Raw genomic sequence first — 21871 nt, 5'->3', positions numbered from 1 at the left:
GGTGGACTGCATGATCGCGCTGCCCGGCCAGCTTTTCTATTCAACGCAGATTCCGGCCTGTCTCTGGTTCCTCGCACGGACAAAACACGGACGTCAGGGACGGACACTCTTCATCGACGCCCGCAAACTGGGCCGCATGGTGGACCGGACGCATCGCGAACTGACCGACGAGGACATCGCCCACATCGCCAACACCTATCACGCCTGGCGGGGCGAGAAAGAGGCCGGAGAATACAAGGACGTCCCCGGCTTCTGCAAGAGCGCCACCCTCGACGAAATTCGCCAGCACGGCTACGTGCTCACCCCCGGCCGCTACGTGGGTGCCGAAATCAAGGAGGATGACGACGAACCTTTCGATCAGAAGATGCAGCGCCTCGTCGCGCAACTCCGCGAGCAACAGGCTGAGGCGGCCAAACTCGACGCCGCCATCGCCAAGAACCTCAAAGACTTGGGCTTCCTGCGATAGCAGGTTATTTACACAAACGCCGCTTGCTGTAAATAGCGGACCCGGCTATTTTCACCACTGCAAATAACCTATGCGACCATGAAACGCGGCACGACCGGCGAATACCGGATCACCACCGCCGACGGCGAAGCCGTGCGCGCCTTTGTGCCGTTGCCCTTGCCCCCTTCACCGCCTGTTGAACTTTCCCCGCCGCGCCAAGGACGCTTGGAGCAGGCACTGCTCGCCCTGGGTCGCCTTGATGCCATCACGGCCCTGTTGCCCGACCCCGACATTTTCCTATACGCCTACGTTCGGCGCGAAGCCGTGCTCTCCAGCCAGATCGAAGGCACCCAGTCTTCGGTCTCGGACCTCCTGCTCTTCGAGCTTGAGGAAGCCCCCGGCGTTCCCTTGGACGACGTGACCGAAGTTTCCAACTACGTCGCCGCCCTGGAACACGGTCTGGTTCGCCTGCGCGAGGGCTTTCCGCTTTGCAACCGTCTCCTCCGCGAAATCCACGCCAAACTGCTGGCCTCCGGCCGGGGTGCGGACAAACAGCCCGGCGAATTCCGCCGCACCCAAAACTGGATCGGCGGCACGCGCCCCGGCAACGCCCACTTCGTCCCGCCACCCCCCGAGGAGGTCGAGCCTTGCATGGCTGCCCTCGAACGATTTCTCCACGACCCGGCCGCGCCCGGCACGCTCCTCAAAGCCGCGCTGGCTCATGTCCAGTTCGAAACCATCCACCCCTTTCTCGACGGCAATGGCCGTGTCGGACGGCTGCTCATCGCCCTGCTGCTGCACCACGACGGCGTGCTACAGCAGCCCTTGCTCTACCTCTCGCTCTATTTCAAACGCCACCGCCAGGAATACTACCGCCTGCTCGACCTCGTCCGGCAGGAGGGCGACTGGGAAACCTGGTTCGACTTCTTCCTCGAAGGCGTGGCCGAAACCGCGGCCAGCGCCGTCAGCACCGCGCACCGCCTCTTGGAATTATTCCAAAGCGACCACCACCGCGTCACCCAACTGGGCCGCTCCGCGGCCAACGCCCTGCGCGTGTTCGACGCCTTCCGCGCCCGCCCGCTGGCCACCGTCAACAGCCTCGCCGCCCGCGCCCGCATCAGCTTCCCCACCGCCGCCCGCGCCGTGGAAGCCCTCGGCCGCCTCGGCATCGTCCGCGAACTCACCGGCCGCAAACGCGAGCGCATCTTTGCCTACCAGCGCTACCTCGACATCCTCAACGAAGGCACAGAACCGTTATGACCCCGACCAGCGCCCAATCAGCATCTGCACCGGCCCGGCTCGGCGCCGGCGCGCAGCGCTGGCTGGCGCACGGCAAACGCTTCGCGAGGTGCAGAGGCGGCGGACGGGCGAGACAGCGTCTCGAGGGCGGGAGCTTGCTCCTGCTGACCGGCCCGGCCCGCCAACCGCCGTCCACCCACCGCCACGCCCGGTTCGTCCGCCGTGTCCCGTCGGTCGCACCGCAGACCCATAGCCGCCCAAACACAAGCCAACGAAAGGAGGCTGGCCATGAAGGGTGAGTGGGTTGAACGGAAAATCGGCACACTTGGGCGCGTGGTCACCGGAAAGACGCCTTCTACAACAGATCCGAATAACTTCGGCGGCCCTTACCCATTCATCACAATCCCTGACCTAGACGGACGGGTGTTCATCACAACGACGGAGAGGACTCTCTCCGAAAAGGGAGCTCGGACGTTGCGTTCGAGTTTATTGCCCCCGGGGTCGGTGATGATGTCTTGTATTGCTACAGTTGGAAGATGCGGCATAACTGTAGCTCCAAGCTTTACGAATCAACAAATCAACAGTGTCATTCCGAACGAAGAAGTCGACTCAAGGCTGCTCTACTACGTTTTCACTCAGCTTGGGCATGCTTTGCAAGCCGCGGGTGGAGGCGGCTCCGTCTACACGAACGTCTCTAAGAGCCGGTTCTCTGACATCGTAGTCCGCTTCCCGAGAAAAATTGAGGAACAGCGCGCCATTGCGCACATTCTGGGGGTGCTGGATGACAAGATTGAGGTGAACCGGCGGATGAGCCAGACGCTGGAGGCGATGGCGCGGGCGCTGTTCAAGTCGTGGTTCGTGGCCTTTGAGCCTGTCCGCGCGAAGATGGAAGCCCGCTGGAAACGCGGCCAATCCCTCCCCGGCCTCCCCGCCGAACTCTACGACCTCTTCCCCGCCCGCCTCGTGGACTCCCCCCTAGGCCCTATCCCGCAAGGGTGGGGGGTGGGGCGCTTGGGTGAGATCGCAGAAAACCCTCGCCGAGGCGTCCAGCCTGAAGAGATTCCCCAAGGCACGCCCTACATTGCACTAGAACACATGCCGAGACGCTCAATTGCGCTCTCCGGTTGGGGAATCGGCGACGAACTCGAGAGCAGCAAGTTCGAGTTCAAGGCCGGCGAGATTCTTTTCGGCAAGTTGCGGCCTTATTTTCACAAAGTCGGCGTAGCGCCTGTGGATGGCGTTTGCTCCACGGATATCGTCGTCGTCAAGCCTCGCAGACAAACCTGGTTCGGCTTTGTTTTGGGGCACGTTTCCAGCACTGAATTTGTGGAATACGCGAACGCTCGAGCCACTGGCACGAAGATGCCGAGAACGAGTTGGACTGACATGGCTCGCTATGAACTAGCGCTTCCTCCTGACTCGGTGGTTGAGGTGTTTGGCAAGACGACCTGCCCTTGGCTGGAGCGTATTATCCGCGGGATTCATGAAGCCCGCACCCTTGCCGCGCTGCGCGATGCGCTGCTGCCCAAGCTCATTTCCGGCGAAATCCGCGTGAAGGATGCGGAGCGGTTTTTGGAGGGGATTGGCATATGATATGAAACGAGAAGCAAAGCTACTCCTCGAGAAGGCTACCGATTCACTGGTGCTTGCCATTGAACTATTTAATCGGCCGTACGACCGAGGGCGAGTCAGCGGAACCCTTATTCTGATGGACCACGCCTTCGAAATGCTGATGAAAGCAGCAATTCTGCACCGCGGTGGGCGTATTCGCGAGAAGCGTGCCAAAGAGACGATAGGGTTTGACACATGTGTGCGGCGTTCGCTAAGTGACGGAAAGATTAAGTATTTGACTGCGGAGCAAGCACTTGTCCTACAAGCGATCAATGGTCTCCGGGACGCGGCCCAGCACCATTTGCTGGACATCTCCGAAGGTCAACTCTACATCCACGTACAGTCAGGCGTCACGCTTTTCCGCGATTTATTGAAAAGCGTCTTTGATAAGGACCTTGCTTCCTGCTTGCCGAAGCGCGTACTTCCGGTGTCGATCTCACCTCCCACAGACCTTGCGACGCTTTTCGACTCTGAGATCGAGGAGGTCAAGAAACTGCTCCAACCTGGGCGGCGGCGCCGGATTGAAGCAGTAGCGCGTCTGCGCCCGCTTTGGATCTTGGATGCGACGATTCGTGGAGAGAAGAGTCAGCCTAGCGAGTCTGACTTGAGACGGATCGGACGGGAAATCGTTAATGGGAGGGCTTGGGTGGACTTGTTTCAGGGCGCTACGGCCGTAGAGATTGCAGCAGTTGGAACCGGGCCGAGTTTGTCCCTTCGTTTGTCTAAGAAGGAAGGCATCCCGATTCTGCTCGTGCCCGAGGGTACGCCCGGAGCGTCGGTCGTTGCCGTAAAACGCGTCAATGAGCTAGACTATTATAATTTGGGTGCAAAGCAACTGGCGGAGCACCTCGGGCTAACGACGCCGAAAACGATTGCAGTCGTGGATTACTTGGGTCTTCGCAATGATTCGGAGTGCTACAAAGAAATCAAGATTGGTAAAGCAACTTTCAAGCGATACTCTCAAAATGCCATTCAACGGATCAGGGAGGCCCTCAAAGAGAAAAGTGCCGAGGAGATTTGGAATGAGCGCGCTAAGAAAAGCAAAGGGGTTAAGTGATGGTTTCGTTCTTCGAACACACCGCAGAACCAGCTGCTTTTATTTATGCGGAATCGCGTGGTTGGTGGGCAACGTATACGCCCTAAAATTAACGCTGCTTAACCTCTCGCCGCGCTGCGCGATGCGCTGCTGCCCAAGCTTATTTCCGGCGAAATCCGCGTGAAGGATGCGGGGCGGTTTTTGAAGGAGAGAGGGCTGTGAACACGGACGGGGCACGGGCGAGGGCACGGGCGAGGGCATCATTCCGAAGCATGGCGGCTACCGGAACACCAAGACCTGGCAACTGGCCGATCTGATCTACGACGTCACCGTGCGCTTTTGCAACAAGTTCGTGGACCGCCGCAGCCGCACCCACGACCAAATGGTCCAGGCCGCCCGCAGCGGCGTGCAAAACCTGCAGGAAGGCAGCGTGGACTCCGCCACCTCCAGGAAGCTCGAACTCAAGCTCACCGGCACGGCTCGCGGCAGCCTGATGGAGCTGCAGCGCGACTACCAGAAATTCCTCCAGCACCGCAGCCTGCCTGAATGGCCGCCAGACCACCCGGCCCTTGTGCGCTTCCGCGCGCTGCGCTGCTCCACGCTGGAGCAGTTCCGCGTGTGGGTGGCTGAGGAGATGCGGCGCTACGAGCAAGAGCACACGGACGAACACGGACGGACACGGGCGGAGGCCCGGGCCGATGTCCGTGCTGGTCCTTGTGCGCCCGTGTCTCTGCGCGATTTCCCCGCGGTTTGCGCCGCCAATGGCGCGCTCGCGCTGCTGAACCTGTGCATTCATTTGGTGGGCCGGCAGCTCGAGGCGCAGGCCGCCGCCTTCGAGCGAGAGGGCGGTTTCCCCGAGCGGCTTTACCGCCGCCGCCAGACCGCCCGCCGCCAACACCCATGACGCCGTTCACCGAATCTGAAGTCGAACAGGCCGCGCTCGCCTGGCTGCAGGCCGCGGGCTGGCAGGTCGCGCACGGGCCGGACATCGCGCCGGACACGTTGCAGGCTGAGCGACGCGACTTCACCGAGGTGGTGCTCGCCCGCCGGCTGCGCGATGCGCTGGCGCGCCTGAACCCGCAACTGCCCGCCGAGGCGCTGGAAGATGCATTTCGCAAGCTTACGCGTCCCGAGGGCGCGGACCTGCTCCAGCGCAACCGTGCAGTGCACCGGATGCTGGTCAATGGCGTGACGGTGGAATATCGCACGCCCACCGGCGAGTTGCGCGGCGCGCAGGCGCGGGCAATCGACTTCGACGATCCGAAGAGCAACGACTGGCTGGCGGTGAACCAGTTCACTGTCGCTGAGCAAAGGCACACCCGCCGCCCCGATGTGGTGCTCTTCATCAATGGCATACCGCTTGCCGTGCTCGAGCTCAAGAACCCCGCTGACGAGGACGCAACGATCTGGAGCGCATTTCAGCAGTTGCAGACCTATCAAGCCGAGATCCCTTCGCTCTTCGCGTCGAATGCGGCGCTGGTGATCTCCGATGGCGTCGAGGCGCGCGTCGGCACGCTCGGCGCCGGCCGGGAGTGGTTCAAGCCCTGGCGCACGATCGGCGGCGAGCGGCTCGCCGACAGCTCCATGCCGGAGCTGCAGGTGGTCATCGAAGGCGTGTTTGAGCCGCGCCGTTTTCTCGATTTGGCCCGGGACTTCATCGTGTTCGAGGACGATGGCAGCGGGCGCCTCATCAAGAAGATGGCTGGCTACCATCAGTTCCACGCGGTGCGGGTGGCTGTGGCAGAGACGCTGCGCGCAGCGGAATTGGCGCGCTCGGACCATCGGCTGGCCGAGGCAACCGGACGCTACGAAGCCGGGCGCAAATCCGGCGGCAACCCGGGCGACCGACGTATCGGTGTGGTCTGGCACACGCAGGGCTCGGGCAAAAGCCTGACGATGGCCTTTTACGCCGGGCGCATCATCCGCGAGCCGGCCATGGAAAACCCGACCATCGTGGTGCTCACCGACCGGAACGACCTGGACGACCAATTGTTCGGCACCTTCGCGCGGTGCCAGGACCTGCTGCGCCAACCCCCGGTGCAGGCGCAGACACGGCAGCACTTGCGCGAGTTGCTATCGGTGCAAGCGGGTGGCGTGGTTTTCACGACGATCCAAAAGTTTTTCCCGGATGAAAAAGGGGACCGTCATCCGGTCCTGTCTGAGCGCCGCAACATCGTCGTGATTGCGGATGAAGCGCACCGCAGCCAGTACGATTTCATAGACGGGTTCGCGCGGCACATGCGCGATGCGCTGCCGAATGCGTCGTTCATCGGCTTCACGGGCACGCCCATCGAGAAGGCCGATGCGAACACCCGCGCTGTGTTCGGCGACTACATCAGTATCTACGACATCCAGCGCGCGGTGGAGGACGGCGCGACCGTGCCGATCTATTACGAGAGCCGGCTGGCCAAGCTGGATCTGCCCGAGGAACTGAAGCCGCAATTGGATGAGGAATTCGAAGAGGTCACCGAGGGCGAGGAAGTCGAGCGCAAGGAACGGCTCAAAACGAAGTGGGCGCAGCTCGAGGCCATTGTGGGCGCGGAGCAGCGACTGCGACTGATCGCGCGCGACATTGTGGATCACTTCGAGAAACGGCTCGAGGCGATGGATGGCAAGGCGATGATCGTTTGCATGAGCCGGCGCATCTGCGTGGAGCTTTACAACGAGATCATCAAGCTGCGCCCCGAATGGCACGGCGAGCGGGACGAAGAGGGCATCCTCAAGGTCGTGATGACCGGTTCGGCCAGTGACCCGCCCGACTGGCAGCGGCATATCCGTGACAAGCGCCGGCGCGAGCAGCTCGCCAACCGCTTCCGCGATCCCCACGACCCGTTCCGCATCGCCATCGTGCGCGACATGTGGCTGACCGGGTTCGACGCGCCCAGCCTGCATACGATGTACGTGGACAAGCCGATGCGCGGGCACGGGCTGATGCAGGCCATCGCGCGCGTCAATCGCGTGTTCCGCGACAAACCCGGCGGGCTGGTGGTGGACTACCTCGGGTTGGCAGCGGAGCTGAAACAGGCGTTGGCGGTTTACACGGAGAGTGGTGGGACGGGTGAGACGGCCATTGATCAGGAACGCGCCGTGGCGGTGATGCAGGAGAAATACGAGGTCTGCTGCGGCTTGTTCCATGGGTTGGATCGGTCGGCTTGGGTTCGCGGCACACCGCAAGCGCGGCTGGCGCTGTTGCCGGCAGCACAGGAGCACATCCTTGCGCAGGAGAACGGCAAGGACCGGCTGATGCGCGCCGTGCGCGAGCTTTCGGCCGCGTTCGCGCTGGGGGTGCCGCACGAGGCGGCGCTGCGCATTCGCGACGAGGTCGCGTTCTTCCAGGCGGTGGCGGCGGCGCTGAGCAAACGTGCGCCGGGCGAGCGCCGAACAGAGGAGGAGCTGGACCACGCCGTTCGGCAGATCGTTTCGAAGGCCATTCTGCCGGAGGGGGTGGTGGACTTGTTCGCCGCGGCTGGCTTGAACAAGCCGGACATTTCGATCTTGTCGGAGGAGTTCCTCGCCGAAGTGCGCGGCATGCCTCAGCGCAATCTTGCCGTGGAGCTGCTGCAGAAGCTGCTCAAGGGCGAGCTGAAGGAACGCCGCCGCAAGAACGTCGTACAGGCGCGCTCGTTCGCCGAGATGCTGGAGCAGACGATCCGGAAATACCAGAACCGGGCCATCGAGGCGGCTCAGGTCATCGAGGAGTTGGTCCACCTCGCGAGGGCCATGCGGGAGGCGAATGCGCGGGGCGAGAAGTTGGGCTTGTCGGAGGAGGAGCTGGCCTTCTACGACGCGTTGGAGACGAACGACAGCGCGGTGAAGGTGCTGGGCGAGCCAACCTTGCGGGCTATTGCGCAGGAACTGGTGCGCACCGTGCGGGCCAACGTGACCATTGACTGGACGTTGCGCGAGAACGTGCGCGCGCAATTGCGCGTGCTGGTCAAGCGCGTCCTCCGTAAGCATGGCTACCCGCCGGACAAGCAGGAGAAGGCCACCCAGACGGTGTTGGAGCAGGCGGAACTGCTCGCAGACGTGTGGGCGGCGTGAGGGATCGCGCGGGGGCGCGGGAGTCGCCGGCAGGGAACAGCGGGGATAGACTGGCTGCATGAGGCCCGAGGGTGTTCTCGCGGTGCTTGCGGCGGCGACGGTGGGCGCGCTCTCCAGCGGCGCCGTCGAGCCGCCGGCGCCATATCCACCGCTGCCCAGCGTCGCCCAGCTCGCCTGGCACCAGCTGGAAGTCTACGGCTTCGTTCACTTCACCGTGAACACGTTTACGGACAAGGAGTGGGGCTACGGCGACGAGGACCCCGCCGTGTTCAATCCGACCGATTTCGACGCGGACGACATCGCGCGCGCATTTGTGGAGGGCGGGCTGCGCGGACTGATCCTCACCGCAAAGCACCACGACGGGTTCTGCCTGTGGCCCAGCGCGCACACCGAGCACAGCGTGAAGCGCAGTCCGTGGCGAAACGGTCGGGGCGACATGGTGCGCGAGTTCGCAGAGGCCTGCCGGCGACACGGGCTGAAGTTCGGCGTGTACCTCTCGCCTTGGGACCGCAACCATGCGGAGTATGGCCGGCCGGCATATGTGGACTACTTTCGCGCTCAACTGCGTGAGCTGCTGACCAACTACGGGGAGATGTTTGAAGTCTGGTTCGATGGCGCCAACGGCGGGACCGGCTACTACGGCGGGGCGCGGGAGCGGCGCTCGATTGAGTGGTCCAGGTACTACGGCTGGGAACAGACATGGCGGCTGGTGCGGGAGTTACAGCCGAACGCGGTGATCTTCAACGACCTCGACCTGCGCTGGGTGGGGAATGAGAAGGGGATCGCCGGTGATCCGTGTTGGGCGACGTTCAACCGGGATGACTACGTGCCCGGAAAGTCGGACCGCCGGCGCCTGGAAGAGGGCGACCGGCCGGGGCGGTACTGGGTGCCGGCGGAGTGCGACGTGTCGATCCGGCCGGGGTGGTTCTACCACGCGGCGGAGGATGAGAAGGTGAAGACGCCGCAGGAGCTGGTGGAGCTGTTTTTCAAGTCGGTGGGCCGGGGCGCTTCGCTCTTGCTGAACGTGCCGCCGGACCGGCGTGGGCGGGTGCACGAGCGGGACCGCGCTTCGCTGCGGGGCTTTCGTGCTCAGCTGGAAGCGATTTTCGCGACGAACCTGGCGCGGGCGGCGGCGGTGAGTGCCTCGAATGTGCGGGGCGAGGACGCGCGGTTTTCGGCGGCGCGCGCGCTGGATGGGGACCGGCGCAGCTACTGGGCGACCGATGATGCGGTGCGCGAGGCGCAGCTGGTGTTGCGCTGGGAGCGGCCAGTGGAGCTGGGTGTGGTGGAATTGCGCGAGCCGATCGAGCTCGGACAGCGGATCGACCGCTGGGCGCTGGAGGCGGAGCTGGCCGGAGAGCGAAGGGAACTGGCCGCGGCGCAGTCGGTGGGGGCGAGGCGGCTTTGGCGGGCGACGGTGCCGGTGCGGGCGGAGCGGCTGGTGGTGAGGGTGGCATCGGATGTTGCGTGTCCGGCGCTCTCGGAGGTGGCGGTGTACGGGGTGCCGACGGCGGCAGCGCGATGAGCGGATCGGCGGTGATGGGCGAGTGGGGGATTGCGGCGGGGGAGCTGCCGTTCATTGCGGGTCCGTGCAGTGCGGAGTCGGCGGCGCAGATGCGCGAGGTGGCGGGGGCGCTGGCTTCCACGGGGGTTTGGGCCTTGCGGGCGGGGGTGTGGAAGCCGCGCAGCCGGCCGGGGACGTATGAGGGGGCGGGAGAAGAGGGGCTGCGGTGGTTGGTGGAGGCGGCGGGGCGGATCGGACGGCCGGCGGCGACGGAGGTGGCGGCGCCGGCGCATGTGGAGGCGGCGCTGCGGGGGGGGGTGGGGGTGCTTTGGATCGGCGCGCGAACCACGGCGAATCCGTTTCTGGTTGCGGAGCTGGCGGCGGCGCTGCGTGGGGTGGAGGTGCCGGTGCTGGTGAAGAATCCGATCAGTCCGGACCTTCCGCTGTGGTTGGGGGCGCTGGAGCGGCTGCGCGCCGCAGGTGTGCGCCGGCTGGCGGCAGTGCACCGGGGATTCTCCGCGGAGCACACCGGACCCTACCGCAACGCGCCGTTCTGGCGGCTGCCGATCGAGCTGAGGCGGCTGGCGCCGGAGTTGCCGCTGTGGTGCGATCCCAGCCACATCGCCGGCGCAGCGGCGCGGGTGCCGGAGATCGCGCGGATCGCGATCGATCTGCTCTTCGACGGGTTGATGATCGAGGTGCATCCGGAGCCCGCGGCGGCGCTGAGCGACGCGGCGCAGCAGCTGCGGCCAGCGGAGTTTGCGGCGCTGGCGGCGGAGCTGCGCGCCCGGCGTCCTCGCGCGGAGCGCGCAGGGGAGGCCGAGCGGGAGGTCGCCGAGCTGCGCCACCATCTCGACGAGCTGGACCGTCAGCTGGTGGAGGTGCTGGCCGCGCGGATGCGGGTGGCGCGGCGAATCGCGCGTGTACAGAAACAGCATGGGCTTTCGATCTTTCAGCCGGAGCGGTGGCGCGCGACGCTTGAGCGCCTGCAGGCCGAAGGTGCCGCGGTGGGATTGGACCGCGAGTTTATGGCGGAGCTGTACCAGTTGGTCCACGAGGAAACTCTGCGGCAAAAGAGTTCGGCGGCAGCGGAGGACAACGGCGATGCAGCGGCGACGGGATCGTGAGGTGCGGTGCGGTGTTCGGGCGGTGAGCGCGATGCTGGGGGCGCTCGCGGTGGCGCGCTGCGCAACCGCGCAGACCTCCGCTCCGTCGCCGGCCGCCGCGGCGACCGCCGGCGATCGGGAGGCGGTGCTTTCCGCGTATTGGAATGGCCGGATGCGGGCGGCGGAGGCGGCGATTGAAGCGCGGGCGGCCGCGATCACGAACCGCGAGGCGCTCGAGGCGTGGCAGCAGGAGCTGCAGCGGCGGTACGCGGAGGCGCTGGGGCCGATGCCGGAGCGCACGCCGCTCAATGTGAAGGTGACGCGGGTGATCGAGCGGCCGAACTACCGCGTGGAAAACCTGCTGTTCGAGAGCCGGCCGCGGCATTACGTGACCGCATCGCTGGTGCTGCCCTCGCCGGACCGGCACCGCCCACCGTACCCGGCGGTGATCGTGCCCTGCGGGCACGCGAACCATCCGCGCACCGTCCAGTCCAACTACGTGCGCGCATGCGTGATGGCCGCATGGAACGGCATCGCGGCGCTGATCTATGACCCGATTGACCAGGGGGAGCGACTGCAGCGGCTCGTGGAGGGGGAGAAGGCTGAATACGGCGTTGCAGGGCACAACCGGCTCGGGCCGCTGGCGATCTTGCTGGGCTGGAACACCGCGACGTTCCGGGTATGGGACGGCGTTCGGGCGCTGGACTTGCTCAGCGAGCGGCCGGACGTGGACGCGCAGCGGTTGGGCTGCATGGGGCAGAGCGGTGGCGGGACGCTGAGCTCGCTGCTGCTTGCGTACGATTCGCGAATCCGGGCGGCGGCGCCCAGCTGTTACATCTCGACGCTTCCGCGGGTGTATGAGGCGATCGGCCCGCAGGACGCGGAGCAGAACATTTTCGCGCAGATGGCGTTCGGGCTGGATCATCCCGAGTTCCTGTATGTGCGGGCGCCGGTGCCGGTGCTGGTGTGCGCAAAAACGCAGGATTTTTTCCCGATTGATGGAACGCATCGGGCGCTGGCGCGCGCGCGGGCGGTGCTGGAGCGGCTCGGCTGGGGCGAGCGGGTCGCGCTGGTGGAGGATGCGGGCCAGCATGAGTGGTCCGAGGCGCACTTGCGCGAGACAACCCGCTGGATGAACCGTTGGCTGCGGGGTGCGGAGGGATTGGAGGTGCCGCCCGAGACGGAGTTCGGCCCGCCGGGGGCGGAGCTGCAAGTGACCGCGGAGGGGCAGGTGTTGCGGCTTCCGGGCGCACGATCGGTGTACGACATCGTTCGGGAGGAAGCGGCGGCGCAGGCGGCGCGCCGTCCGAACCGGACAGCGGCGGAGCTGGCGGAGGTGGTGCGGCGGCGGGCGCGGATCCGGCCGCTCGCTGCGATTCCGCCCGTGCGAGCGGAACGCGGTGCGACGGGCACCTCCGCGCCGGAACAGCTTCAACTGCAGCGCGAGGACGGGCTGTGGCTGCCGGCCTGGCTCTGGAGCGGGCGCGGGGGTGCGGCCGAGCCAGTGCTGCTGGTGGACGACCGCGGCGCGGCGGCGGCACGGGAGCGGGCGGAACCGCTGGCGGCCGAAGGCCGAACGGTGCTCGCGGTCGCGCTGCGCGGATTTGGCGAGCTTGCGCGTTCACGGAAGTTTTACCGCTCCCCGTGGAGCGACGAGGCCGATGCGATCACGGCATATGTGCTGGGCAGCTCGCTGGTGGGCGAACGCGCGGAGGATCTGCTGGCGGCGGCGCGCTGGCTGGCGGAGATCTGCGGCGTGGCATCGGTGAGGGTTGAGGCGCGGGGCTGGGCGGCGACGCCGGCGCTGCATGCGGCGGTGGTGGAACCGGCGTTGATCAGCCGGCTGGTGTTGCGCGATCGGCCTCCAGGCTGGCGCGAGGTGATCGAAGCCGGCGCTCGACACAGTTTCGCGGATGTGGTGCACGGAGCGTGGGCCGACTACGAGCTGACGACCTTGGAACAGGCGTTGGGCGAGCGACTTGATCGGCGCTGACGAATCTCGCGGCGGGGTTGCTGCCGGAGAACGGCGCGCACGCGCGAGTGGTGGCGGGAGAGGGATTCGAACCCCCGACCAAAGGCTTATGAGTCCTCTGCTCTACCAGCTGAGCTATCCCGCCGCCGGCCGTTTCATGATGGCGCTGGCGGTGAACGGCGTCAACCCCGCGATGATGCGGGGCGGGGATCGCGGAGTGAGAGTGCGGTCGGCTCGCGAACGGGGCGCCGCGCGCGACGTCTAGGCGGTCCATGGCGGGCGCCACGGCCGCCAGCAACGCGCGTTCGCGGCGGCGGCGTCCGGTCCGACGAAGCACTCCCGCTCGGGATCCCAGCGCAGGCGCGTGTGCAGTTCCATGGCGATGTTGCCGAGGTGACAGATCGCGGCGGACCGGTGACCGATCTCGACGGGGGCGGCCGGCTCGCGTCGGCTGCGGATGCAGTCGAGGAAGTCGCGCATGTGGTCGTCCGACTCGCGCAGCCGCCGCTCGCCGGGTTCGAGGCGCGCTCGCAGCAGCTGGGGGCTGGAGGCGGTCATCTGCTCATCCAACGCGAGCCAGCCGCGTTCGCCCTCGAACTTGACCCACGCGAACCGCCGGCCGGTGTGGCACTCAAACGTGGTGCCATCGGCATAGCGGCAGCGGAAGTGGGCGGGATCGGCGACGTCAAAGAGACCGGCCGTGGGGAACACGCCACCGAGGTCTTCCACCTCGACGGGCATGGTGTGGTCGTGATCGGTGGCCCACTGGACCAGGTCGATCATGTGTGCGCCCAGATTGGTGACATTGCCGCCGGAGTAATCGCGAATGAAGCGGAACGAGTAGAGGCAGCGGTCCTTGTGGTAGGGGGCCCAGGGGGCGGGGCCGAGCCACATCTCGTAGTCGAGCCATACCGGCACTGGCTGCGGCGCCCAGGGGTTTGGACTCGGGCGGTGGTTGGGGCCGATTTCGACCTCGATGCGGTGGAGGCGTCCGAGCCGGCCATTGAGCACCAGTTCGCAGAGGCGGCGGGCCTCCGCGGAGGAGCGGCGATAGGTGCCGGTCTGGAGCACGCGGCCGTAGCGGCGCACGGCCTCGACCATCCACCGGCCCTCGGCGATGGTGAGGGAGAGGGGTTTTTCGCAATAGATGTCCTTGCCCGCGCGGGCGGCGGCGATGGTGATCAGCGCGTGCCAGTGGTCGGGCGTTGCGATGATCACAGCGTCGACATCGGGCCGGTCGAGCACCTCGCGAAAATCGGCGGTGGCGAAGCAGCCGCGGTAGTCGGGCCGGCCGGCGAGGCGGGCGTAGTGGTCTTCGACGACGCAGCGGGCGGGCTCGCGCCCGAACCAGGGGCCTTGCCAACCGTCCTTGTACCAGTGGTTGTACTCGTTCGAGGCGCGGACGGGGTCGCAGACCGCGACGATCTGCACATCGGGGTGTTGGAGAGCGGTGCGCAACAGTCGCATGCCCATGCCGCCGACGCCGATGCAGGCCAGGCCGATGCGCTCCGAGGGTGGTGGGCGGCCCGGCGCGGGAGCCGGCAGCAGCAGGGGGCCGAAACCGAGCGCCAGGCGCCGCAGCGCGGCCCGGCGGCTGAGCGCAGCGGGGCGGCCGTGCCGGGGTAAGCGGTCGGGGGTGTTCGCGGGCGTGACCCCGGCGTTTCGGGCGGCGTTAGCTGTTGGGGTGGTGGTCACGGCTGGCCGGCGGAGGGACGGAGGTGAGGGCCAGGTAGAGCTCGCGCGCGACCCAGGCGTCCGTCGCCGCGTAGCGGATTTGCGCGGGTGTGAGCTCGGTGCGTCCCCAGTTGGAGCGCTGCACGCCCTTGGAGACACGGAATCCGAGCACCGCGGCGGCGAGGCCGCGGGTACCGGTCTTGCGGAAGCCCATCCGGGCGGCGAGCGTGGCGATGTCCACAAAGCCGGCCGGTTGCAGGGGGTGCAGCTCGGCGAGCTTGCGCATGTCCTGTTGCAGTGCGACGCCGGCCTTGATCAGCTCCGCCGACTCGAAGAGACGCCAGAGCGGTGAGAGGTCCGAGAGTCTGGCGGGACGGACGAGGAAGACCTCGTTCGCGGTGGCCAGTTGGATCAGCGAGATGGGGTAAGACTCGCCGGGTCGGAAGGCGGGGCGGGATTCGGTGTCGAACCCGAGCACCTGTGCGGCGGCGAGGATTTGGACGGCGTCGGGAAGATCTTCGTCGCGTTCGATCACACGGATGGTGCCTTCAAACCACTTGAGCGGGAGGGCGTTGATCTGCTCGTCGGTGAGGTGGCTGGGCCATTTGCCGGCGATGGTGGTCTCGGTGGTGGGCGGCGGGGTGGTTGGCGGGGAGGGGGGTGGTGCGGGCGATGAGTCCTCGCTGGGGGTGCGCGTGGCACGGCGGTGGGCGGGGGTGGGTGGCGGCGGCTCCTCGGCGGGTGGTGGGGTGAGGCCGAGTTTGGCTTCGAACTCTCGGCGCGCGGCGCCGCTGAGCGGGTTTTCCCGCCCGGCGACCATTTCGCGGATGGCGGAGACCTCGTCGGCGGAGAAACGGCGACCGTTGAGCACGTGGCGCTCGAAGGCGGCGTAGGCGAGCGGCGCGACCGCCTGCGCGATGCGCGCGATCGCGCTGGCGTACTCGCGGATTTCCCACTGCGCGTGCGGGTCGAGCCGGAGCTCGAGGAAGTGAAACAAATTGTGCAGGTCCATCTGCCAGTACCATTGTGTGTAGACGGAGAGCGGCAGGTTGATGCGCGCCAGTTCGCGCGCGACGCCGCGGTCGAGCAACCGCTGATAGGTTTCGTAGGCGGCGTGCTGTTCTTGCAGCAGCAGGTCGAGCACTTCGCGCTGGAGTTCGGGTGGTAGCTCCTCCGGGTCGCGGCCCTGCTTGTTGTCGCGGGACTGGCGGCGGATCTGGGAGGGGGGGGGCAGGTAGAATTCGTCGGCGAGCACGCTGTAGCGGCCGGAGATCTCGTTGATGCGGGCGGTGCGATGGCGGATCCACTGCCGCGCAACGAAGATGGGCAGCTTGCAGTGCAGCTCGATCACGACGTGTTCGAACGGCGAGGTGTGCTGGTGGCGCATCAGGTAATCAATTAGCGCCCCGTCGTCGCGCACGGACTTTGTGCCGCGGCCGTAGGAGACCCGTGCCGCCTGCACGATCCGCGCGTCGCCGCCCATGTAGTCGACCAGCCGCACGAATCCCTTGTCGAGCACGCGGATTTCCTTGTCGAGCAGGGCCTCGGCGGCCGGTACCAGCACATGTCCCATCGTTGCGACACCTCCGTGCACGGCTGACCGGCCGTCGCCTCCGCGGGCGTGGGGGGGCGCCGGAGGCGCGGCGGTCGCGGTTGAATGTACGCGGTTCGGAACCTAGAGTGAAGCGCTTTCGCGAGCCCCGGGGGCGAGCCGGGGGTGCCACGGAATGAGACCCGTTTCCGAAAACGATCTGCTGGAGGTGTGTGTGCAAGCGGTGCGCGCGGCGGGCGCGCATGCGCGCGCGAACCGGCGCCGCCGGCGCGAGACGGTGGAGGTGGCCCCGCACGATGTGAAGCTGGCGCTGGACGTGGAGTCGCAGGCTGCCGCCGCGGAAGTGATCCGGCGGCGGTATCCCGCGCACGCGCTGCTGGGGGAGGAGCGGGGGCTGGACGAGTCGGGCGAGTACCGCTGGGTGATTGACCCGATTGACGGCACCGTGAATTTTTCGCATGGGCTGCCGTACTGGGCCTCGTCGGTGGCGGTGCAGTTTCGCGGCCGGACGGTGGCGGGTGCGGTGTGGCTGCCGGATCTGGACGAGCTGTACACGGTCACCGCGAGCGGACCGGCGCGGTGCAACGAGACGCCGATCCGCGTTTCGGAGGAGACGGAGCTGGTGCGTTCGATCGTGTACACGGGGATGATCGAGCAGGAGGGGGACGAGGGAGTGTCGCTGCGGGTGACCGAGCGGCTGGCCTCCGCGGTGCGGAAGCTGCGGGTTCTGGGTTCGGCGGCGGCGGAGCTGTGTTATGTGGCGGCCGGTCGCGGCGAGGGGTACGTGGAGACGCGGATCCACGTCTGGGACGTTGCGGCGGGGGCGCTGCTGGTGGAGCGGGCGGGAGGGCGATGCGAGGTGCTCGAGGAGCTGGGCGGACACACGATGCGGTTTCTGGCGACGAATGGCGGAATTCACGAGGCGGCGGTTCGGGTGATCCGCGCGGCGTTGCGCGAGCCGGCGCGGCGGTGAAGTCGTCGGACCACGGCGGCGATGTGCGGCTGGGGTGGTGGTGCGCCGGCGGCATGGTGGTGCTGGCGGCCGCGACGGTGGTCCTGCCGTTGTTGATGCCGGCGCTTGCGGCGGGGCTGACGTGGGAGCGGCGGGGGCGGCTGTTTGCGGTGCTCGGCGGCAGTTTTGTCGTGGCGCTGGTGGCGTCGGGGCCGATCGCGGACCGAACGCATCCGCGGCCGTTTGTGGTGGGGGGGAATCTGCTGGTGGGCGCCGGGCTGGTGCTGCTGGGTGTTGCGCGGGGGTTTGGGCCGCGGGCGTTCGCGTGCGCACTTTTGGGGTTGGGGGCGGGTCTGCTGGACATGGTCCTGAGTCCGCTCGTTGCGCGGACGGCGCGGGGGCGTGCGGCTGCGGCATTGAACCGGTTGCATGCGGCGTATTCGATTGGAGCGGTGGGAGTCTCGGCGCTCGGGGCGGCCTGGCTGCGGGCGGGGTTAGACTGGCGGTGGCTGCCGGTGGCGTTGCTTCCGCTGCCGCTGGGGATCGCGGTGCGATTTGCCGGACTGGCGCTGCCGGCGCTGGCAGAGCGCGAAACGCGGGCGGGTGCGGTGCGGGAGGTGTTGGGGCGTCCGGAGTTTCGGTTGTGGGCGCTGGTGTTTTTCGGTGCGGGTGCGGCGATGGCGGGGCTCAGCCAATGGCTGCCGGCGCTGGTGCGCGCGGAGCTGGGCGCGTCGGCATCGATGGGGAGCATGGCGCTCTCGGTGTTTTTGCTTGGGATGGGGGGAGCTCGGCTGATTGTCGCGCGCTGGCTGCACGGTCATTCGCCGGAGCGATTGTTGGCGTGGGGGCTGGTGGCGACGATCGCGCTGGGGCTGGCGGGACGGTTCGTGGGTCCGGCGGAGGTCGGCGTGCTGGCCCTGATCGCGGTGGGCGCACCCTGTGGCATTCTTTGGCCGACCGCCCTGGCGGCTGCTTCCGCACGCATTCGCGCGGGCGGGGGGGCGCTGTTCGGCTGGCTCTCGGCGGCGGGCAACTCGGGGTGTTTTGTTGCGCCGTGGCTGATTGGGTTGGCGGCGGACCGGATCGGGCTGCGGGCGGCGCTGCCGATCGCGGTGCTGCCGGCAGCGGTGGCGCTGTGGCGGCTGGTCCAACGGTTGGATGCGGCTGCGGCGGCGGAATCCAAGGATCGGAGAGCGCCGTGCGGGGCGGCGCGGCGTGAGGCGGCCTGAGAGGTCCGGCTTGAAGATTGGGCTCGCGGTGGTAGCGTAGAGCCAGCGGTTGGGGTGCTGCCCGACAACGGGCGGCTGAGAACATACCCATTGAACCGGATCCGGATAATGCCGGCGCAGGGAACCGTGAGCCGAGATCCTCGAACGCCCCGCGGGTGCGGGGCCCCTCCCGCTCGGTTCCGCGCAGGAGCAGCAACATGGAGCCATCCATCACACGGGCGATTGTTCGCTCGTATTTGGCGAAACTGGACCGAGCGGCGGAGCTGGACGTTGCACTGGTCGGGGCCGGGCCCTCGGCGCTGATGGCGGCGCGGGATCTGGCGGCGGCCGGGCGCTCGGTTGCGATTTTTGAGCGGCGGTTGGCGCCGGGAGGTGGGGTGTGGGGGGGCGGCATGCTGTTCAACGAGGTGGTGTTGCAAGAGGACCTCGGGCCGTTGCTGGACGAGCTGGGCGTTGGGCATGCGCCGGCGGGGGAGGGGCTGCTGACGGCGGATTCGGTGGAGCTGGCGGCGGCGCTGATCCTCGGTGCGCGGCGTGCGGGCGCGCTGATTTTCAACGCGGTGACGGTGGAGGACCTAGTGGTACGTGTGGATCGGGTGGCAGGGCTGGTGATCAACTGGGCGCCGGTGGTGCGGCAGCAGATGCACGTGGATCCGATCTGCGTGGTGGCGCGGGCGGTGGTGGACGCGACCGGCCATCCGGGGGAGATCGTGCGGCTGGCGGCGTTGAAAGGCGGGCTGGTGCTGGACACGCCCACGAGGGGCGTCCCGGGCGAACGACCGATGTGGGCGGAGATGGGCGAGGCCGCGGTGGTGCAGTATACCGGGCGGGTGTGCGCGGGGCTGTATGTTTGCGGCATGGCGGCGAACCAGGTGGGGGGTGGACACCGGATGGGGCCGATTTTCGGCGGGATGTTGCGCAGCGGCCGCAAGGTGGCCGAAGTGATCCTGCGGGATCTGGCGAATGCGTGACCGCTTCGGGCTGTACCTGGTGCTGACCGAGCCGGTGGCCGGCTACGAGCGGTGTGCGGCGGCTGCGGTGGAGTGCGGTGTGGCCTGGGTGCAGCTGCGGATGAAGCGCGAACCGCCCGACGAGCGCCGACGGATCGCGGAGCGGATCCGCGAAATCACGCGCGGGAGCGCGACGGGGCTGATCATCAACGACGACTTGGCGCTGGCGCGCGAAGTGTCCGCCGACGGCCTGCATCTGGGCCAGGGGGACCCGCCCGGGCCGGCAGAGGCGCGGCGGCAGTGGGGCCGCGTGGAGGTGGTGATCGGCCTCTCGACGCACAACGCAGCCCAGGCGGCACGTGCCCGCGAGCTCGGTGCCGACTATGTCGGTGTGGGGCCGGTTTTTGCGACGCCGACGAAGCCAGATGGCGATCCGCCGTTGGGGCCGGTGGCGGCCGCACGGGCGGCAGAGCTGGCCGGATGCCCTGCGGTGGCGATCGGCGGCATTGATGCGACGAACCTCGAAGCGGTGCTGCGCGCCGGTTTCGTGAACTTCGCGGTCGTGCGCGCGGTCGGCGCCTCGCTTAATCCGGCGGCGGAGATCCGGCGGCTTCAGCGAATCTGGTGGGAGGTCGTTGGCGGCGGCTGAGCGGGCGGCTCGTTCGATTCGTCGGCGAGCACCTGCTCGAACCTCGATGGGTCCGCGTGCGGGATCAGCAGCGAGTCAACGAACTCGCCCTCGAACCCCTCGCAGAGGTTCAGTTCGACCGGCTCGGCGATCCGCACCAGCCGTTCCCAGATTTCGGGCGCCCGCGGGTCACCGAGCCCCTGCAGCGCGCCACCGAGCGCGCCGTTGCCGATCACTTCGATGATTTCGAGCGGCAGGTCCGGCAGTAGACCGATGCGCATCGCGTTCCGCAGGTGGAGGTGCCGGCCAAATCCGCCGGCGACGATGACGCCGTCGAGGTCGTGCGGCCCGCAGCCGGCCGCACGCAGTAGTGTGACGATGCCTGCGTGCACCGCCGCCTTGGCCTTCAAGAGTTCGGCGATGTCCGCCTCGCTCAGCACGATGGGGGAGCCCTGTGCGGTTGGCTCGGAGGGAGCGACGATCACCGCGCGAAGGTCGTGGCCGCGCTGATGCACAGTGATGCCGGCGCCGGCGCGCCGGAGCGCGTGCCAGTCGAGCCGACCCGTCGCGTCCAGCCGGCCCGCGCGCGCGAGCTCCGCGAGCGCGTCCACCGCGGCGGAGCCGCAGATCCCGACGGGTGGCGCGCCACCGATGGTTTCGTACTCGAAGTGGTCCGCATGCCAGCGCAGCCGTTCGATCGCGCCAGGCTCGGCGCGCATGCCACAGGCGAGGCCGGCACCTTCGAACGCGGGGCCGGCCGCGGTGGCCGCACAGAGCAGTCGTTGGCCGTTCCAAAAGAGAATTTCTCCGTTCGTGCCGATGTCGACCAGCAGCCAGCGGCCGGTGCGGTCGAGCAGGCCGCTGATCGCGGCGTCGGCGGTGAGGTCGCCGCCGACATGGCCGGAGAGTGACGGAATCGCCTCGACCCACGCGCGCGGATCGGTGGCCAGGCCGACCCGCGTGGCGCGCAGGGGCGGGTAGCGCCGCGCGGCCGGGCGGAACGGAATTCGCCCGATGCCGACCGGCGAGAGCCCCAGCGCGAGGTGTTCCATCACGCTGTTGCCGGCCAGCACCACGTGCAGGATGTCGTCGGGCGAGCGGTGCGCGCGCGCACAGGCGCGCTGGATCAGCCGGTTGGCCGTCCCGATGACCAGTTCCTGCAGCTGGCGGCGGCCCGCGGGATCTTCGGCGGCGCTGATGCGCGAGGCGACGTCCGCGCCGCGACTCATCTGGGCGTTGTAGTCGGAGGCGGTTGCGAGCGGTTGGCCGCTGTCCAGTTCGACGAGCGTCGCGACGACGGTGGTGGTGCCGATGTCGAGCGCGAGGCCGAGCGGAGGCGGGGCGGTGGCGGACCGGATCTCCGCCGGGAGCGCGCGGCCGGCGCGCTCCAGCCACCAGAGCTCGGCGCGCCCGTAGCGGGCGAGTTCCGCGTGCAGACGCTCGAGAGCGTCGATGTCGAGGGCCGGCGGGGTGGGTGCGCCGGTGGCGATGGCAGCGGCTTCCGCCAGTTCCGCATCGGAGGCGACGGCGCCGGGCTCGTCCGGGGGAGGCCGGACTTCGGCGCGATGGAGACGGGGGCGCCAACCGCCGAGCGCGATCGCGCAGTCGGCGACGACGCGGCCTTCGGCGGGGCTGCGCGAGGCCACCGGAATCTCGAACTCGCACGGCGCGCCCTCGATCGTGGTGGTCTGGCAGGCGAGCACGCGCCGGGGCTCGCCGCGATGGATTTCGGCGATGGCCGCGCGGATGCGGATCCGACCGCTCTCTACGATCACCGCGCAGCGGCCGCACCGCCCGCGGCCGCCGCAGAGGGTGTTCAGCGGCCATCCTGCGCGCGCGGCGGTGCAATCGAGGGTTTCGCCCGGCCGGAGCGGCACGGTACGGGTTTCGCCGCCCAGCCGCACGGTGATGGTCATCGCAGGAGAGGCGGCG

16 protein-coding genes, 1 tRNA gene, 4 pseudogenes and 1 riboswitch are annotated in these 21871 nt (G+C 67.8%); of the genes and pseudogenes, 15 read left to right on the top strand and 6 right to left on the bottom strand.

All coding sequences use genetic code 11. The annotated features are described in order from the left end of the window. The 8 genes and pseudogenes from N2652_09150 to N2652_09115 form a co-directional block, all read left to right on the top strand. Positions 1-466: N-6 DNA methylase (locus tag N2652_09150; GenBank protein MCX7819356.1), on the top strand; the 466-nt coding region annotated here is incomplete at its 5' end. Positions 467-544: 78 nt separating this feature from the next. Then, positions 545-1705, top strand: a complete 1161-nt coding sequence (locus N2652_09145; protein ID MCX7819355.1) for a Fic family protein — start codon at positions 545-547, stop codon at positions 1703-1705. Positions 1706-1972: 267 nt separating this feature from the next. Continuing rightward, the gene (locus N2652_09140; protein MCX7819354.1) at positions 1973-3277 is read left to right on the top strand and encodes a restriction endonuclease subunit S; all 1305 of its coding nucleotides are present in this window, start codon (positions 1973-1975) and stop codon (positions 3275-3277) included. A gap of 1 nt (position 3278) precedes the next feature. Further along, complete coding sequence (locus tag N2652_09135) at positions 3279-4352, top strand: hypothetical protein (protein MCX7819353.1); 1074 nt, start codon at positions 3279-3281, stop codon at positions 4350-4352. A 238-nt stretch (positions 4353-4590) separates the two neighbouring features. Next, positions 4591-5235, top strand: a complete 645-nt coding sequence (locus N2652_09130; protein ID MCX7819352.1) for a four helix bundle suffix domain-containing protein — start codon at positions 4591-4593, stop codon at positions 5233-5235. Then, complete coding sequence (locus tag N2652_09125) at positions 5232-8372, top strand: type I restriction endonuclease subunit R (GenBank protein ID MCX7819351.1); 3141 nt, start codon at positions 5232-5234, stop codon at positions 8370-8372. Before N2652_09130 ends, N2652_09125 begins: the two co-directional genes overlap by 4 nt. A gap of 58 nt (positions 8373-8430) precedes the next feature. After that, positions 8431-9441: pseudogene (locus tag N2652_09120) on the top strand (alpha-L-fucosidase). Between the two features lie 545 nt (positions 9442-9986). Then, a pseudogene (locus tag N2652_09115) lies at positions 9987-10589 on the top strand (3-deoxy-7-phosphoheptulonate synthase). A gap of 100 nt (positions 10590-10689) precedes the next feature. Here the strand turns inward: N2652_09115 and N2652_09110 are convergent. Continuing rightward, a pseudogene (locus N2652_09110) lies at positions 10690-10782 on the bottom strand (general secretion pathway protein GspN). Here N2652_09110 and N2652_09105 point away from each other — a divergent pair. Together N2652_09105 and N2652_09100 are read left to right on the top strand one after the other, a co-directional pair. After that, on the top strand, positions 10773-11003 hold the full coding sequence (locus N2652_09105; protein ID MCX7819350.1) for a chorismate mutase: 231 nt from the start codon (positions 10773-10775) through the stop codon (positions 11001-11003). The pseudogene N2652_09110 and the gene N2652_09105 overlap by 10 nt on opposite strands. Further along, on the top strand, positions 10981-12975 hold the full coding sequence (locus tag N2652_09100) for an acetylxylan esterase (GenBank protein ID MCX7819349.1): 1995 nt from the start codon (positions 10981-10983) through the stop codon (positions 12973-12975). Before N2652_09105 ends, N2652_09100 begins: the two co-directional genes overlap by 23 nt. 48 nt (positions 12976-13023) lie before the next feature. Here the strand turns inward: N2652_09100 and N2652_09095 are convergent. Continuing rightward, positions 13024-13099, bottom strand: a tRNA-Met gene (locus N2652_09095). Here N2652_09095 and N2652_09090 point away from each other — a divergent pair. Beyond that, on the top strand, positions 13064-13219 hold the full coding sequence (locus N2652_09090; protein MCX7819348.1) for a hypothetical protein: 156 nt from the start codon (positions 13064-13066) through the stop codon (positions 13217-13219). The genes N2652_09095 and N2652_09090 overlap by 36 nt on opposite strands. Here N2652_09090 and N2652_09085 read toward each other — a convergent pair. The 3 genes and pseudogenes from N2652_09085 to thyX form a co-directional block, all read right to left on the bottom strand. Beyond that, positions 13216-14649 (bottom strand): Gfo/Idh/MocA family oxidoreductase, encoded by a 1434-nt coding sequence (locus N2652_09085; GenBank protein MCX7819347.1) that lies wholly within the window; start codon positions 14647-14649, stop codon positions 13216-13218. The genes N2652_09090 and N2652_09085 overlap by 4 nt on opposite strands. Continuing rightward, positions 14627-15163 (bottom strand): 3'-5' exonuclease domain-containing protein 2, encoded by a 537-nt coding sequence (locus N2652_09080; protein ID MCX7819346.1) that lies wholly within the window; start codon positions 15161-15163, stop codon positions 14627-14629. Before N2652_09080 ends, N2652_09085 begins: the two co-directional genes overlap by 23 nt. A 252-nt stretch (positions 15164-15415) precedes the next feature. After that, positions 15416-16201: pseudogene (gene thyX / locus N2652_09075) on the bottom strand (FAD-dependent thymidylate synthase). A 154-nt stretch (positions 16202-16355) separates the two neighbouring features. Here thyX and N2652_09070 point away from each other — a divergent pair. The 4 genes from N2652_09070 to thiE all read left to right on the top strand — a co-directional run bounded on the left by N2652_09070 (position 16356) and on the right by thiE (position 19960). After that, on the top strand, positions 16356-17153 hold the full coding sequence (locus tag N2652_09070) for a hypothetical protein (GenBank protein ID MCX7819345.1): 798 nt from the start codon (positions 16356-16358) through the stop codon (positions 17151-17153). Beyond that, the gene (locus N2652_09065; protein ID MCX7819344.1) at positions 17150-18361 is read left to right on the top strand and encodes a hypothetical protein; all 1212 of its coding nucleotides are present in this window, start codon (positions 17150-17152) and stop codon (positions 18359-18361) included. Before N2652_09070 ends, N2652_09065 begins: the two co-directional genes overlap by 4 nt. A 40-nt stretch (positions 18362-18401) precedes the next feature. After that, positions 18402-18501, top strand: a riboswitch (TPP riboswitch). Between the two features lie 57 nt (positions 18502-18558). Then, positions 18559-19332 carry a sulfide-dependent adenosine diphosphate thiazole synthase gene (locus N2652_09060; GenBank protein ID MCX7819343.1) on the top strand — a complete coding sequence of 258 codons (774 nt, stop codon included), beginning with the start codon at positions 18559-18561 and terminating at the stop codon, positions 19330-19332. Further along, on the top strand, positions 19325-19960 hold the full coding sequence (gene thiE, locus N2652_09055; GenBank protein MCX7819342.1) for a thiamine phosphate synthase: 636 nt from the start codon (positions 19325-19327) through the stop codon (positions 19958-19960). The genes N2652_09060 and thiE overlap by 8 nt, the downstream gene beginning before the upstream one ends. Here the strand turns inward: thiE and N2652_09050 are convergent. Continuing rightward, positions 19924-21855, bottom strand: coding sequence for an ASKHA domain-containing protein (locus N2652_09050; protein MCX7819341.1), 1932 nt, complete (start codon positions 21853-21855; stop codon positions 19924-19926). The two genes, thiE and N2652_09050, sit on opposite strands and share 37 nt — an antisense overlap. Positions 21856-21871: the final 16 nt, after the last annotated feature.

The sequence above is a fragment of the Kiritimatiellia bacterium genome (assembly GCA_026417735.1).
In the GTDB taxonomy this organism is placed as follows: domain Bacteria; phylum Verrucomicrobiota; class Kiritimatiellia; order PWTM01; family PWTM01; genus CAACVY01.
Note: the sequence above shows the minus strand (reverse complement) of the source record. Positions and strands in the feature narration are given on the sequence as shown.